Source organism: Enterobacter cloacae complex sp. SHL018, assembly GCF_049237905.1.
Lineage (GTDB): Bacteria > Pseudomonadota > Gammaproteobacteria > Enterobacterales > Enterobacteriaceae > Enterobacter > Enterobacter hormaechei_C.
The window spans coordinates 1,588,573-1,602,636 of the sequence record NZ_JBMKJE010000001.1 but is presented as its reverse complement, the minus strand read 5'-3'; the positions used below and the strand labels follow the sequence as shown (position 1 = coordinate 1,602,636).

General features: G+C 49.7%; 12 protein-coding genes and 2 tRNA genes. 8 read left to right on the top strand and 6 right to left on the bottom strand.

Annotation, left to right across the window (positions count from 1 at the left end):
* Nucleotides 1–58: 58 nt before the first annotated feature.
* The 4 genes from ACOTY5_RS07805 to ACOTY5_RS07790 all read right to left on the bottom strand — a co-directional run bounded on the left by ACOTY5_RS07805 (nt 59) and on the right by ACOTY5_RS07790 (nt 1,768).
* Nucleotides 59–143: transfer RNA gene (locus ACOTY5_RS07805), tRNA-Tyr, on the bottom strand.
* A gap of 34 nt (nt 144–177) precedes the next feature.
* Nucleotides 178–262 (bottom strand) — tRNA-Tyr (locus tag ACOTY5_RS07800).
* 157 nt (nt 263–419) lie between these two features.
* Nucleotides 420–1,262 (bottom strand): formyltetrahydrofolate deformylase, encoded by an 843-nt coding sequence (purU, locus tag ACOTY5_RS07795; protein ID WP_015570366.1) that lies wholly within the window; start codon nt 1,260–1,262, stop codon nt 420–422.
* 41 nt (nt 1,263–1,303) lie between these two features.
* Complete coding sequence (locus ACOTY5_RS07790; RefSeq protein WP_026094296.1) at nt 1,304–1,768, bottom strand: YchJ family protein; 465 nt, start codon at nt 1,766–1,768, stop codon at nt 1,304–1,306.
* A 113-nt stretch (nt 1,769–1,881) separates the two neighbouring features.
* Here ACOTY5_RS07790 and rssA point away from each other — a divergent pair, with 113 nt between their 5' ends.
* The 3 genes from rssA to galU all read left to right on the top strand — a co-directional run bounded on the left by rssA (nt 1,882) and on the right by galU (nt 4,992).
* Nucleotides 1,882–2,784, top strand: a complete 903-nt coding sequence (gene rssA, locus ACOTY5_RS07785) for a patatin-like phospholipase RssA (RefSeq protein ID WP_017384239.1) — start codon at nt 1,882–1,884, stop codon at nt 2,782–2,784.
* An 89-nt stretch (nt 2,785–2,873) separates the two neighbouring features.
* Complete coding sequence (gene rssB, locus ACOTY5_RS07780; protein ID WP_003856721.1) at nt 2,874–3,887, top strand: two-component system response regulator RssB; 1,014 nt, start codon at nt 2,874–2,876, stop codon at nt 3,885–3,887.
* 199 nt (nt 3,888–4,086) lie between these two features.
* On the top strand, nt 4,087–4,992 hold the full coding sequence (galU, locus tag ACOTY5_RS07775) for a UTP--glucose-1-phosphate uridylyltransferase GalU (protein ID WP_003856723.1): 906 nt from the start codon (nt 4,087–4,089) through the stop codon (nt 4,990–4,992).
* A 202-nt stretch (nt 4,993–5,194) separates the two neighbouring features.
* On the opposite strand, the gene hns is transcribed toward galU, so the two are convergent.
* A complete protein-coding gene (gene hns / locus ACOTY5_RS07770; RefSeq protein ID WP_003856724.1) occupies nt 5,195–5,608 on the bottom strand; it encodes a histone-like nucleoid-structuring protein H-NS in 414 nt (137 codons plus the stop codon).
* Between the two features lie 320 nt (nt 5,609–5,928).
* Between hns and ACOTY5_RS07765 the strand changes: the two genes are divergently transcribed.
* The gene (locus ACOTY5_RS07765) at nt 5,929–6,117 is read left to right on the top strand and encodes a hypothetical protein (protein WP_123912598.1); all 189 of its coding nucleotides are present in this window, start codon (nt 5,929–5,931) and stop codon (nt 6,115–6,117) included.
* A 41-nt stretch (nt 6,118–6,158) separates the two neighbouring features.
* Nucleotides 6,159–6,773 carry a thymidine kinase gene (gene tdk / locus ACOTY5_RS07760; RefSeq protein ID WP_003856726.1) on the top strand — a complete coding sequence of 205 codons (615 nt, stop codon included), beginning with the start codon at nt 6,159–6,161 and terminating at the stop codon, nt 6,771–6,773.
* Between the two features lie 70 nt (nt 6,774–6,843).
* Here tdk and adhE read toward each other — a convergent pair whose 3' ends face one another.
* Entirely contained in the window at nt 6,844–9,525 is a 2,682-nt protein-coding gene (gene adhE / locus ACOTY5_RS07755) for a bifunctional acetaldehyde-CoA/alcohol dehydrogenase (RefSeq protein ID WP_032103375.1), read from the bottom strand.
* Nucleotides 9,526–10,005: 480 nt separating this feature from the next.
* On the opposite strand from adhE, the gene ACOTY5_RS07750 reads away from it, so the two are divergent.
* The 3 genes from ACOTY5_RS07750 (at nt 10,006) to oppB (ending at nt 14,058) form a co-directional block, all read left to right on the top strand.
* Nucleotides 10,006–10,653, top strand: coding sequence for a YchE family NAAT transporter (locus tag ACOTY5_RS07750; RefSeq protein ID WP_017384236.1), 648 nt, complete (start codon nt 10,006–10,008; stop codon nt 10,651–10,653).
* Between the two features lie 770 nt (nt 10,654–11,423).
* A complete protein-coding gene (gene oppA / locus ACOTY5_RS07745) occupies nt 11,424–13,055 on the top strand; it encodes an oligopeptide ABC transporter substrate-binding protein OppA (RefSeq protein ID WP_003856736.1) in 1,632 nt (543 codons plus the stop codon).
* Between the two features lie 82 nt (nt 13,056–13,137).
* Nucleotides 13,138–14,058, top strand: a complete 921-nt coding sequence (gene oppB / locus ACOTY5_RS07740) for an oligopeptide ABC transporter permease OppB (RefSeq protein WP_003856738.1) — start codon at nt 13,138–13,140, stop codon at nt 14,056–14,058.
* Nucleotides 14,059–14,064 lie beyond the last annotated feature (6 nt).

The following is a 14,064-nucleotide window of genomic DNA, read 5'->3' as shown; positions in this document are numbered from 1 at the left end:
CGGCATCGAGAAATATGGAGCATTGTGCTTGAGTGAGTGCTTAAGAATCTGGAAGTGATGGTGGTGGGGGAAGGATTCGAACCTTCGAAGTCGATGACGGCAGATTTACAGTCTGCTCCCTTTGGCCGCTCGGGAACCCCACCAGGGGTAATTCATATTTTGAGGTAAAGCTGGAGATGGTGGTGGGGGAAGGATTCGAACCTTCGAAGTCGATGACGGCAGATTTACAGTCTGCTCCCTTTGGCCGCTCGGGAACCCCACCACGGGGTAATGCTTTTAACTGGCCTGCTTCCTGTTGGAAGCGGGGCGCATCATATCAAATGAGACGCCCCTGTAAAGCATTCCTTTAGGAAAATGAAGCTGTTTGCCTGCTTTTTATCCGTAAAGGCGTAAAGCTAATCAATTCATTTTCCGAGGGATTAAAGAATAATCGTTCTGTTGCCGTACACAAAGACGCGCTGAGCAAGTACCTGATACAGCGCACGGCTCAGTACGTTCTTCTCAACGTCACGGCCAGCACGCATCATATCTTCTGCCGTATAGGTGTGATCCACGTGGATCACGTCCTGCATGATGATTGGACCTTCGTCCAGATTGTCATTCACGTAGTGCGCGGTTGCGCCAATGATCTTCACCCCACGCTCGTATGCCTGGTGATACGGACGCGCGCCAATAAAGGCTGGCAGGAAGGAGTGGTGGATGTTGATAATTTTGTTCGGGAAGCGCGCCACGAAGGATGGCGTCAGCACGCGCATATATTTCGCCAGCACCACGTAGTCCGGGTTATGCGCTTCAATCGCAGCTGCCATCAGGTTGTCGTGCTCTTCACGGGTATAGCCTTCGTGACTGACCAGCTCAAACGGAATGTCAAAACGTTCAACCAGCGTACGCAGCGTCTCATGGTTGCCAATGACGGCGGCAATTTCGACGTCCAGGCCACCGTAGTTGGCTTTCATCAGCAGATCGCCCAGGCAGTGCGCCTCTTTGGTGACCAGAATTACAATGCGGCGACGGCCCGCCGGGTTAAGCTCGCGCACCGAGCCTTCCGGCAGGGCGCTGTCCAGATCGGCAAGCAGGGTTGTGTCGTTGAAAATACCTTCCAGTTCGGTACGCATAAAGAAGCGACCGGTACGGTGGTCAACGAACTCGTTGTTCTGCACGATATTCAGTTCATGCTTGTAGCAAATGTTGGTAATTCGTGCGATCAGCCCTTTTTGATCGGGACAGATAGTGCGCAGAACTTTACGTTGTAATGATTGCATCGCCGGGAAATCCTGTTTATGTATTTGCGAAGTCTGAGTTGTCAGGCATTACTGCCGCAACACTTTTTAAATTTTTTTCCTGAACCACAGGGGCAGGGATCGTTACGACCGAATTGCGGACGTGTGCCGTCAATATAATACCATTGCCCGCTGTCCTTTAAGAACCGTGAGCGCTCAATGATGGCGCCGGGTTTGTTTTGTTCGCTAAAGCGGGCGACAAAACTGACATAGCCCTCGTTGGCATCGCGGCCGGGAGCGGCTTCAAAGACGGTGAGGCCCAGCCAGACGGTGTTGGCAAATCCGGCTTCAATCTCTTGGCGAAAATCGGCAGCATGGCAGGACGGATGCCAGGTTTTAATCAGGTAGTCTGCGTTTTTGATCACAAAAGCAGTATACCGCGAGCGCATAAGGTGTGACGGCTCTGGTGCAACCTGCTCGCCAGAAAGATATCGCTGGCAACATAGGCTATACTCCAGAGCGCTACCACAGGGGCAGAGTTGAGACACGATTCTCTTCCTGGAACAAAAAATAAGGCGTTAAACGCTTAAGGTAGCAATATGTTAACTGAGCAGGTGCGTTGACGCTATGTCGGGAATCCAGGGGAAGTAAAACAGGGCTAATGAGAAAGGTAAAAATTGGACTGGCGTTGGGCTCAGGTGCAGCCCGGGGTTGGTCACATATTGGCGTTATCAATACCTTAAACCAAATGGGGATTGACGTTGATATTGTCGCAGGATGTTCAATCGGGTCGCTGGTCGGATCCGCGTACGCCTGCGGTAAGCTCCCGGAGCTTGAAAGCTGGGTGCGCTCCTTCAGTTACTGGGATGTGCTGCGCCTGATGGATCTCTCCTGGCAGCGTGGCGGCCTGCTGCGCGGCGAACGCGTGTTCAATCAGTTTCGTAAGATAATGCCCCTCGCTGACTTCAGCCACTGCCAAATGCCTTTCGGTGCCGTTGCAACCAACCTCAGTACGGGCAGGGAGTTATGGCTCACTGAAGGGGATATTCATCTCGCCGTTCGCGCATCCTGTAGCATGCCGGGGTTAATGGCGCCTGTGCCTCACAACGGCTACTGGCTCGTTGATGGGGGCGTAGTGAATCCTGTACCCATCTCTCTGACCCGCGCCATGGGGGCGGATATCGTTATTGCCGTGGATTTACAGCACGACGCACACCTTATGCAGCAAGATTTGATGCCGGTTAATCTTCAGAGCGATGACGCGGAAGAAGAGAAACTTGCCTGGCATGCGCGATTACGCGGCAGAATAGGGCGCCTGACCGCCCGTCGCGCGGTGACCGCGCCGAACGCCATTGAAATCATGACGACCTCTATTCAAATCCTTGAGAATCGCCTGAAGCGAAACCGTATGGCTGGCGATCCTCCGGATATTCTTATTCAACCCTATTGTCCACAAATCTCTACCCTTGATTTCCACCGGGCTGAGGCCGCCATAGCAGCGGGCTCGTTAGCCGTCGAAAAGAAAATAGATGAACTGTTGCCTTTTGTGCGTACAGCACGTTGAGCACTTTTTTGATTACTTCAGCAAAATCTGACAGGCGATAGTACCAATAGCATGCCACTATTGAGTAACTGTCAGCCAGGGGAGGAACCATGACACAGCCATTGGCCGGAAAACATATTTTGATAGTAGAAGACGAGCCCGTTTTCCGATCGCTACTGGATTCGTGGTTATCCTCACTGGGTGCAACCACGTCCCTTGCCGAAGATGGCGTCGAGGCACTGGAAAAAATGGCCAGCATGGCGCCTGATCTGATGATCTGCGACCTTGAGATGCCGCGCATGGACGGATTAATGCTGGTGGAAAACCTGCGTAATGAAGGTTATCAGACACCGATACTGGTGATCTCGGCAACCGAAAATATGGCGGATATTGCTAAGGCGTTGCGTTTAGGTGTGCAGGATATTCTGCTCAAACCGGTTAAAGATTTGAACCGTCTGCGTGAAACGGTGTTGGCCTGCCTGTATCCCAATATGTTTAATTCCCGGGTGGAAGAAGAAGAACGTCTTTTCCAGGACTGGGATGCTTTAGTCAGTAATCCGCTCGCGGCCGCGAAGCTGCTTCAGGAACTTCAGCCGCCGGTGCAGCAAAATATCTCTCATTGCAGAGTAAATTATCGCCAGCTGGTAGCGGCTGACCAGCCTGGACTGGTGCTGGATATTGCGCCGCTATCAGATTCCGACCTCGCTTTTTATTGCCTGGATGTTACCCGGGCGGGAGATAACGGCGTTCTGGCGGCCTTATTACTCCGGGCGCTGTTTAATGGATTGCTACAGGAACAATTATCCCATCAGGGGCAACGACTTCCTGAGTTAGGCAGTTTACTAAAACAGGTCAACCAACTTTTTCGCCAGGCCAATTTGCCGGGGCAGTTCCCGCTTCTGGTTGGCTATTATCACAGCGGGTTGAATAACCTTATTCTGGTGTCTGCGGGTTTAAATGCCACACTGAATACTGGCGAACACCATATTCAGGTGAGTAACGGCGTGCCGTTGGGTACGCTGGGAAATACTTACCTTAATCAAATTAGCCATCGCTGCACCTCCTGGCAGTGCCAAATTTGGGGTGCCGGAGGGCGGTTACGCTTAATGTTGTCCACGGAGTAAGCAGTCAGATTTTATTTTTCAGATTGCTTTACCTGTGTTTTTGCTGGCAGTGCTACTATCGCTGCAAGTTTCATGCGTATTTGTCTTAATTGATCGGCAACGCGTTCTTTTCAGACCCGTATTAGTGGCTGAGACTGTATAATCAACGCGTTATTCAATGCATAAAAGTTCAAAACTTGAACAGTTCAGGAGAATTTCAATGGCTGCCCTTAATTCGAAAGTCAGAAAGGCCGTTATCCCGGTGGCGGGATTGGGTACCAGGATGTTGCCAGCGACGAAGGCAATCCCAAAAGAGATGCTGCCTCTGGTTGATAAGCCATTAATCCAGTATGTCGTGAATGAATGTATTGCAGCAGGTATCACCGAAATTGTGTTGGTGACGCATTCATCTAAAAACTCTATCGAAAACCATTTCGATACCAGTTTCGAACTCGAAGCAATGCTGGAAAAACGCGTTAAGCGCCAGTTGCTGGAGGAAGTGCAGTCTATTTGCCCTCCACACGTTACCATTATGCAGGTTCGTCAGGGCCTGGCGAAAGGCCTGGGGCACGCAGTATTGTGTGCACACCCGGTAGTGGGTGATGAGCCGGTCGCGGTTATTCTGCCTGACGTGATTCTTGATGAGTACGAGTCCGATCTTTCCCAGGAAAACCTGGCGGAAATGATTAAACGCTTCGACGAAACCGGCAGCAGCCAGATTATGGTTGAGCCAGTCGACGACGTGACCGCTTACGGCGTGGTTGACTGCAAAGGCGTTGACCTGCAACCTGGCGAAAGCGTACCGATGGTTGGCGTTGTTGAAAAACCTAAAGCGGACGTCGCGCCGTCTAACCTTGCTGTCGTTGGTCGTTACGTACTGAGTGCTGAAATTTGGGCTCTGCTGGCGAAAACGCCTCCGGGTGCGGGCGATGAAATCCAGCTGACGGATGCTATCGATATGCTGATCGAGAAAGAGACCGTGGAAGCCTACCATATGAAAGGTAAGAGCCATGACTGCGGGAATAAGCTCGGTTATATGCAGGCATTCGTCGAATATGGTATTCGCCATAACAGCCTGGGTGAAGAATTTAAAGCCTGGCTCAAAGGTAGCGTGGGTATTAAGTAATAAACTCACAGCCCAGTGAACAAGACCGGTGGAGCGATGTCCACCGGTTTTTTTATGCCTGTCGCTCCGTAATTGGCGGGGGATTGTCAAGGACGTTAAATAGGGAGCCTCACAATATGACAGAATGTAAGGAGATGTTCGGGCGAATATTACAGGCATAAAAAATCCCGCATTAAGCGGGATTTTTCAGAATCTTTCCAGATTAATCCTTGATCAGGAAGTCATCCAGTTGTTTACCTTGTTCGTCCATTGCTTTCTTGATTACAGCAGGAGTACGGCCCTGGCCGGTCCAGGTTTTCTCTTCGCCGTTCTCATCGATGTAGCTATATTTAGCAGGACGTGCCGCGCGTTTTGCTTTGGTACCGGTTTTAGCCGCAGCCATGCTGTTCAGCAATTCGTTTGGATCGATACCATCGGCAATCAGCATTTCACGATACTGTTGCAGTTTACGTGTACGTTCTTCGATTTCAGCCGCAGCAGCGCTTTCTTCTTCACGACGTTCGTTAACTACAACTTCTAATTTTTCGAGCATTTCTTCAAGCGTCTCAAGGGTACATTCTCTTGCCTGCGCACGAAGAGTACGGATGTTGTTCAGAATTTTAAGTGCTTCGCTCATTGTAGTAATCTCAAACTTATAATGGGGGTGGGTTTGTTGTCCTAATAATAGAGCCTTAATTTCACTTGTGCAATAGGTGGGAATGTAAGGAATTCAAAAAATACAAAATAAACGACGCTATTATTAATTACGCTAACTTAAATTTCATTGTTTGTTGGGTCTGTGAGATATCGTTTCAAACGGCAAAAGCGCGTCATTTGCGTGTATGTTTTGTGACTTTTACCTCAGGAATTATAGTTGCGATTGATAAATATCAGCCTTTTGTATTACCCCGAGTAAGCGCAGCGAAGACAAGAATAGTTAATAAATAGTGAATTTTAATGAACGAAGAAGACACTATAAAAAGAAGTGTTATCTCTGGTTGCGGACTCACCTTATTGTCAGTGTTTAATGCCTTTACTGCCTGTTTTAACGCATTATTTTGCGCTATTCGCGAAGGATTTACTGATGCATGGCAGGCTGGAGAGCGCAGCCCGCCGCTGATGACGGTACAAAATATGGTACAATGATCCATCGGGAATATTACACATTGATTAGGGTTCTTCGGCCAATGGCACAACTTTATTTCTACTATTCGGCAATGAATGCAGGGAAATCGACGGCGTTACTGCAATCCTCATACAATTATCAGGAGCGGGGGATGCGTACCGTTGTTTATACCGCCGAAATCGACGATCGCTTTGGGGCAGGGAAGGTGAGCTCAAGAATAGGGCTCTCGTCGCCTGCAAGGCTGTTTAACCCTGAAACGGACCTGCTGGAGGACATTCGTGCCGAGCATGCCTCTAAGCCTGTCCATTGCGTGCTGGTAGATGAAAGCCAGTTCCTGACCCGAGAGCAGGTCCATGCACTTTCAGAGGTCGTTGATGAGCTGGATATTCCCGTTCTTTGCTATGGATTACGTACCGATTTTCGTGGGGAGTTATTTGCCGGCAGTCAGTATCTGCTCGCCTGGTCGGATAAGCTGGTTGAGCTGAAAACAATCTGCTTTTGTGGCCGCAAGGCAAGTATGGTTCTTCGCCTGGACCAGTCGGGTAAACCCTATGCTGATGGCGAGCAGGTGGTGATAGGAGGCAATGAACGTTATGTCTCGGTCTGCCGCAAGCATTATAAAGAGGCGCTGGCTGTAGGCTCGCTGACGGCGTTACAGGGCGACAATCGAAAATAATAAGAATGTTTTACGGATCCTCAGATATAAAAAAACCCGCCAGCGGCGGGTTTTTTTATCATACTGTCAATCAAGCATTTTTCTTCGCTTTCTTGTCAGCCTTTACAACTGCGGGGATTTCAACTTTTACGGCAGCGACATCGCTTTCAGTGAAGTTACGACCGTAATAAGTATCCAGCAGGATCTGTTTCAGTTCGGAAATCAGTGGGTAGCGCGGGTTAGCACCAGTACACTGGTCATCGAATGCATCTTCAGACAGCTTATCTACGTGAGCGAGGAAGTCAGCTTCCTGAACGCCTGCTTCGCGGATAGATTTAGGAATACCCAGTTCAGCCTTCAGGCTCTCCAGCCATGCCAGCAGTTTCTCGATCTTCGCGGCAGTACGGTCGCCCGGTGCGCTCAGACCCAGGTGATCTGCGATTTCAGCATAACGACGGCGCGCCTGTGGGCGGTCGTACTGGCTGAATGCAGTCTGCTTGGTTGGGTTGTCGTTGGCGTTATAGCGGATAACGTTGCTGATCAACAGGGCGTTCGCCAGACCGTGAGGAATGTGGAACTGTGAACCCAGCTTGTGCGCCATGGAGTGACAGACACCCAGGAAGGCGTTAGCAAACGCAATGCCCGCGATGGTTGCCGCACTGTGTACACGTTCACGCGCAACAGGGTTTTTCGAACCTTCGTTGTAAGAAGCTGGCAGGTTTTCTTTCAGCAGTTTCAGCGCCTGCAAAGCCTGACCGTCAGAGAACTCAGAAGCCAGTACGGAAACGTAAGCTTCCAGAGCGTGAGTTACCGCATCCAGACCACCGAACGCACACAGTGATTTCGGCATTTCCATGACCAGGTTGGCGTCAACGATAGCCATATCTGGCGTCAGTGCGTAGTCAGCCAGCGGGTATTTCTGACCGGTTGCGTCATCAGTCACAACGGCAAATGGCGTCACTTCTGAACCGGTACCGGAAGTGGTGGTGACGGCGATCATTTTCGCTTTCACGCCCATTTTCGGGAACTTGTAGATACGTTTACGGATATCCATAAAGCGCAGCGCCAGTTCTTCGAAGTGAGTTTCCGGATGCTCGTACATCACCCACATAATTTTCGCGGCGTCCATTGGGGAACCGCCACCCAGTGCGATGATCACATCAGGTTTGAAGGAGTTCGCCAGTTCAGCGCCTTTACGTACAACGCTCAGGGTTGGGTCAGCTTCAACTTCAAAGAAGACTTCAGTTTCGACGCCAGCCGCTTTCAGAACAGAGGTGATCTGGTCTGCATAGCCATTGTTGAACAGGAAACGGTCGGTCACGATGAGCGCACGTTTGTGGCCATCAGTAATCACTTCATCCAGCGCGATTGGCAGAGAGCCGCGGCGGAAGTAGATAGATTTCGGAAGTTTGTGCCACAACATGTTTTCAGCTCGCTTAGCAACGGTTTTCTTGTTGATCAGGTGTTTTGGACCAACGTTTTCAGAGATGGAGTTACCACCCCAGGAGCCACAACCCAGAGTCAGGGAAGGTGCGAGTTTGAAGTTGTAAAGGTCACCGATACCACCCTGAGAAGCAGGGGTGTTGATCAGGATACGTGCCGTCTTCATCTTCTGACCGAAGTAAGCAACACGCTCAGGCTGGTTATCCTGGTCGGTGTACAGGCAAGAGGTGTGGCCGATACCGCCCATCGCCACCAGCTTCTCTGCTTTATCTACCGCGTCATCGAAATCTTTCGCACGGTACATTGCCAGCGTCGGGGAGAGTTTCTCGTGAGCAAACGGCTCACTTTCATCAACGACTTTCACTTCACCAATCAGAATCTTGGTGGTAGCAGGGACGCTAAAGCCAGCGAGCTCAGCGATTTTATACGCAGGCTGACCTACGATAGCCGCGTTCAGCGCACCATTTTTCAGAATCACGTCCTGAACGGCTTTCAGTTCTTTACCTTGCAACAGGTAGCCGCCGTGGCTGGCGAAACGTTCACGAACGGCGTCGTATACCGAATCAACCACGACAACAGACTGTTCAGATGCACAGATAACGCCGTTATCGAAGGTTTTAGACATCAGCACAGAGGCAACAGCACGCTTGATATCAGCCGTTTCGTCGATCACCACAGGGGTATTACCTGCGCCTACGCCGATGGCTGGTTTACCGGAGCTGTACGCTGCTTTAACCATACCAGGACCACCGGTCGCCAGAATCAGGTTAATGTCCGGGTGATGCATCAGGGCGTTGGACAGTTCAACAGAAGGTTGGTCGATCCAGCCGATGAGATCTTTTGGTGCACCCGCCGCAATAGCAGCCTGAAGCACGATATCTGCTGCTTTGTTGGTGGCGTCCTTCGCACGTGGATGCGGGGAGAAAATGATTGCGTTACGTGTCTTCAGACTGATGAGAGATTTGAAGATGGCGGTAGAGGTTGGGTTAGTGGTTGGAACGATACCGCAAATGATGCCGATCGGTTCTGCGATGGTGATGGTGCCGAAAGTATCGTCTTCTGACAGCACACCGCAGGTTTTCTCATCTTTATAGGCGTTGTAGATATACTCTGAAGCAAAGTGGTTTTTGATCACTTTATCTTCAACGATACCCATGCCGGATTCGGCAACGGCCATTTTAGCGAGAGGGATTCGAGCATCAGCAGCAGCCAGAGCGGCCGCGCGGAAGATTTTATCAACCTGTTCTTGGGTGAAATTGGCATATTCACGCTGGGCTTTTTTTACGCGCTCGACGAGGGCGTTCAGTTCAGCGATATTGGTAACAGCCATAATGCTCTCCTGATAATGTTTAAACTCTTTTAGTAAACCAGCGCTCGATACGTCTGACAGTATAGTCAGAGCCGATCCCACTTGCGTAACACACAGTAAAACAAAGGATTACTCACTGCTCCAGCTCACTAATTTACTAAAAGAGCCTTACCTTAGCATCATACCTTTTTGATAGGTGATCTCCCTGGCGGCGTAACCAAGATTACTCACTTCTGAGTACGAAAATTATGATCGAGATCAATTTTGTCCTAAGCTGATACCTTTCAGCAGGGTTATTTTGTGCTAATTATTCTACTGTTAAATAATTAAGTAACTATTGGAAGCAGCGATATCATTGATTACACAAATGTTTAACATCATGAATTGATAACGTTTAAGAACAGATTTCTGGTGAAGTATGCGGCTAAAAAGCGTATCTTCAGCGCGGATTTATCATGACACGCAGTTTCTCCCTGGCCATGCTCAATTGCGGAGCTTAATGTGATTCAAACGCTCTTTGATTTCCCTACATATTTCAAGTTTTTTATCGGCTTATTTGCTCTGGTTAACCCGGTAGGGATCATCCCTGTCTTCATTAGTATGACCAGCTATCAGACGGCTGCGGCACGAAATAAAACCAACCTGACGGCAAACCTGTCGGTGGCGATCATCCTACTTACCTCTCTTTATCTCGGAGACGCCATTCTTCAGGTCTTCGGCATCTCAATTGATTCGTTCCGTATAGCAGGCGGGATCCTGGTGGTGACGATTGCCATGTCGATGATCAGCGGCAAGCTGGGGGAGGATAAACAGAACAAGCAGGAAAAATCAGAGACAGCTATCCGCGAGAGCATCGGGGTTGTGCCACTGGCGCTGCCGCTGATGGCGGGCCCGGGGGCGATCAGTTCCACTATTGTCTGGGGAACGCGCTACCACAGCCTGATGCACCTGATTGGCTTTTCTGTTGCCATTGCGCTGTTCGCGCTGTGCTGCTGGGGCGTATTTCGTATGGCGCCATGGCTGGTTCGCTTGCTTGGACAAACGGGCATCAACGTGATTACCCGTATCATGGGTCTGTTGTTAATGGCGTTGGGCATCGAATTTATCGTTACCGGTATAAAAAGTATATTCCCCGGGTTAGTACACTGACTTTCATTTGAAAGAGCGGAGCCAGCGGCTCCGTTTTTTTTACGTGATTATCTGCAAATCATATAAATAAAGTTGAAATAGGCGCCAGTCATAATAAGTTCTACTAATAATCCTCTTCTGTTGTTTTTCAAGGGGTTGTTTATTTTCATTTCCCCTTGCCGCGCATAAATCCCTCAAACCCTCTGTTATTTTACTCACATGATACTCTGGGGCTTGCTGACAGATAACCGAAATGATATTAGTAATTTCGACGCTGACTCAGACGAATGTGCTAAATAATAATCAATTGTTAAATTATCGTGAAAAATCGTTTAGCCAAGCTTTGTCGTCGCGTTTGTAGCAACAAAATTTATTATCTGTATGAATTACATCTCTTTTTGTTGATTTCGGCGTAAGCCAGGGTTGGCACCATAGTTATGCCAGCCATCGTAAAAGAGAAATGCTTAACAAATTTGCAAAATGTATTGGCGAGAGTTGGCACCATTTGGTACTTTCCGGCCTTATATTTTGCAGCATTAAACAAGTTGATGAGAACTATTTTCATGTAGCCCTCACATAAGATATCCAACGCATCTCTCTGACAGGGGAGAGGTGTAAAGAATCGACGCAAGACCGCCGTACGAGCGGTCAGTAATAATGAAGTCGGTGATAGCAAGAAGTAAAAAAAGAACCTGACAGTAGCAAAAAAAACTCCTGCGCTGTACAGGCCCCAACAGGGGATTACACAACTGGCGAAGGCCGGTCATTATAATGAGTGGAGTATCAACACAATGTCCATCATCACAAAAAAAAGTCTGGTAGCGGCGGGGATTTTAACTGCGCTAATCGCGGGCAACGCTGCAATGGCTGCGGACGTTCCTGCTGGTGTTCAGCTGGCTGAGAAGCAAACGCTGGTACGTAATAACGGTGCGGAAGTGCAGTCTCTTGATCCGCACAAAATTGAAGGTGTTCCAGAGTCTAACGTTAACCGCGATCTGTTTGAAGGTCTGCTGGTGACTGACGTAGACGGCCACCCGGCTCCGGGCGTGGCGGAAAAATGGGACAACAAAGATTTTAAAGTCTGGACCTTCCATCTGCGTAAAGATGCGAAATGGTCCGACGGTACGCCGGTTACCGCCGAAGATTTCGTCTATAGCTGGCAGCGTCTGGCGGATCCGAATACCGCCTCCCCGTATGCGAGTTACCTCCAGTATGGCCATATTGCCAATATCGATGACATCATCACGGGTAAAAAGCCAGTTACCGACCTGGGCGTAAAAGCCATCGATGCCAACACCTTTGAAGTGACGTTGAGCGAACCTGTTCCGTACTTCTATAAGCTGCTGGTTCACCCGTCCGTCTCCCCGGTACCAAAATCCGCAGTAGAAAAATTTGGTGAAAAATGGACGCAGCCTGCGAATATCGTGACCAACGGTGCATATAAGCTGAAGGACTGGGTCGTTAACGAACGTATGGTGCTGGAGCGTAACCCGCAGTATTGGGATAATGCGAAGACCGTTATCAATCAGGTCACCTACCTGCCAATCTCTTCTGAAGTGACGGACGTAAACCGCTACCGCAGCGGTGAAATCGACATGACCTATAACAATATGCCGATTGAACTGTTCCAGAAGCTGAAAAAAGAGATCCCTAAAGAAGTTCACGTCGATCCGTATCTGTGCACCTACTATTACGAAATTAACAACCAGAAAGCACCGTTCACCGACGTACGAGTTCGTACCGCACTGAAGCTGGCTCTGGATCGCGACATTATCGTGAATAAAGTGAAGAATCAGGGCGACCTGCCGGCTTACAGCTACACCCCGCCTTACACCGACGGTATGAAGCTGGTTGAACCTGAATGGTTCAAATGGTCCCAGGAAAAACGTAACGAAGAAGCGAAAAAACTGCTGGCTGAAGCTGGCTATACCGCCGACAAGCCGCTGACCTTTAGCCTGCTGTACAACACCTCCGATCTGCATAAAAAGCTGGCTATTGCCGTCGCGTCAATCTGGAAGAAAAACCTCGGCGTGAACGTGAAGCTGGAAAACCAGGAATGGAAAACCTTCCTCGATACGCGCCACCAGGGAACCTTTGACGTGGCTCGTGCAGGATGGTGTGCGGACTATAACGAACCGACCTCATTCCTGAACACCATGCTGAGCGACAGTTCGAACAATACCGCACACTATAAGAGCCCGGCGTTTGATAAGCTGATTGGCGAAACCCTGAAGGTGGCAGATGACGCCCAGCGCGCCGATCTGTACGCGAAATCAGAACAACAGCTCGATAAAGACTCTGCGATCGTTCCGGTTTACTACTACGTTAACGCCCGCCTGGTGAAACCATGGGTAGGGGGTTATACCGGTAAAGACCCGTTGGATAATATTTCCGTTAAGAATCTTTATATTATCAAGCATTAATGGCAATACGTGGGGCGAGCGAGCTTGCCCCACTGTGTCTATTTTGTAACATTCATCAGGCACACGCCAGAAGGTACGGGCAATGTTGAAATTTATCCTGCGTCGCTGTCTTGAAGCGATTCCAACGTTATTTATTCTAATTACAATTTCCTTCTTCATGATGCGTCTTGCACCGGGCAGTCCTTTTACCGGTGAACGCACGCTTCCGCCAGAAGTTATGGCCAACATCGAAGCGAAATACCATTTAAACGATCCTATCACCACGCAGTACTTCAACTATCTGAAGCAACTTGCACACGGTGATTTTGGTCCGTCATTTAAATATAAAGACTATTCCGTTAACGACCTGGTGGCGTCCAGCTTCCCGGTATCGGCTAAATTAGGGGCTGCTGCATTTATCCTGGCCGTTGTTCTCGGTGTCACTGCGGGCGTTATCGCTGCGCTAAAACAAAATACCCGATGGGATTACGCCGTAATGGGGGTCGCAATGACCGGGGTGGTTATCCCCAGCTTCGTTGTCGCGCCGTTGCTGGTCATGATATTCGCCATAACCCTGAAATGGCTTCCCGGGGGCGGCTGGAACGGCGGGGCGCTGAAGTTCATGATATTGCCGATGGTGGCATTATCTCTGGCCTACATCGCCAGCATCGCCCGTATTACCCGCGGTTCAATGATTGAAGTCCTGCACTCGAACTTCATCCGTACCGCCCGTGCGAAAGGGCTGCCGATGCGCCGGATTATTTTCCGTCATGCCCTCAAGCCTGCACTGTTACCGGTACTCTCCTATATGGGTCCGGCTTTTGTCGGCATTATCACGGGTTCAATGGTGATTGAAACCATTTATGGCCTGCCGGGCATCGGGCAGCTGTTTGTTAACGGGGCGCTTAACCGTGACTATTCGCTGGTGCTGAGCCTGACGATCCTCGTGGGCGCGCTGACCATTCTGTTTAATGCCGTTGTCGATGTGCTGTATGCCGTTATCGACCCGAAAATCCGTTACTAACTGGAG

Coding starts and splice junctions, on each gene's coding strand:
- hns (WP_003856724.1), bottom strand. CDS start 5,608: ATGAGCGAAGCACTTAAAATTCTGAACAACATCCGTACTCTTCGTGCG.
- galU (WP_003856723.1), top strand. CDS start 4,087: ATGGCTGCCCTTAATTCGAAAGTCAGAAAGGCCGTTATCCCGGTGGCG.
- rssB (WP_003856721.1), top strand. CDS start 2,874: ATGACACAGCCATTGGCCGGAAAACATATTTTGATAGTAGAAGACGAG.
- ACOTY5_RS07765 (WP_123912598.1), top strand. CDS start 5,929: ATGAACGAAGAAGACACTATAAAAAGAAGTGTTATCTCTGGTTGCGGA.
- oppA (WP_003856736.1), top strand. CDS start 11,424: ATGTCCATCATCACAAAAAAAAGTCTGGTAGCGGCGGGGATTTTAACT.
- purU (WP_015570366.1), bottom strand. CDS start 1,262: ATGCAATCATTACAACGTAAAGTTCTGCGCACTATCTGTCCCGATCAA.
- oppB (WP_003856738.1), top strand. CDS start 13,138: ATGTTGAAATTTATCCTGCGTCGCTGTCTTGAAGCGATTCCAACGTTA.
- rssA (WP_017384239.1), top strand. CDS start 1,882: ATGAGAAAGGTAAAAATTGGACTGGCGTTGGGCTCAGGTGCAGCCCGG.
- adhE (WP_032103375.1), bottom strand. CDS start 9,525: ATGGCTGTTACCAATATCGCTGAACTGAACGCCCTCGTCGAGCGCGTA.
- tdk (WP_003856726.1), top strand. CDS start 6,159: ATGGCACAACTTTATTTCTACTATTCGGCAATGAATGCAGGGAAATCG.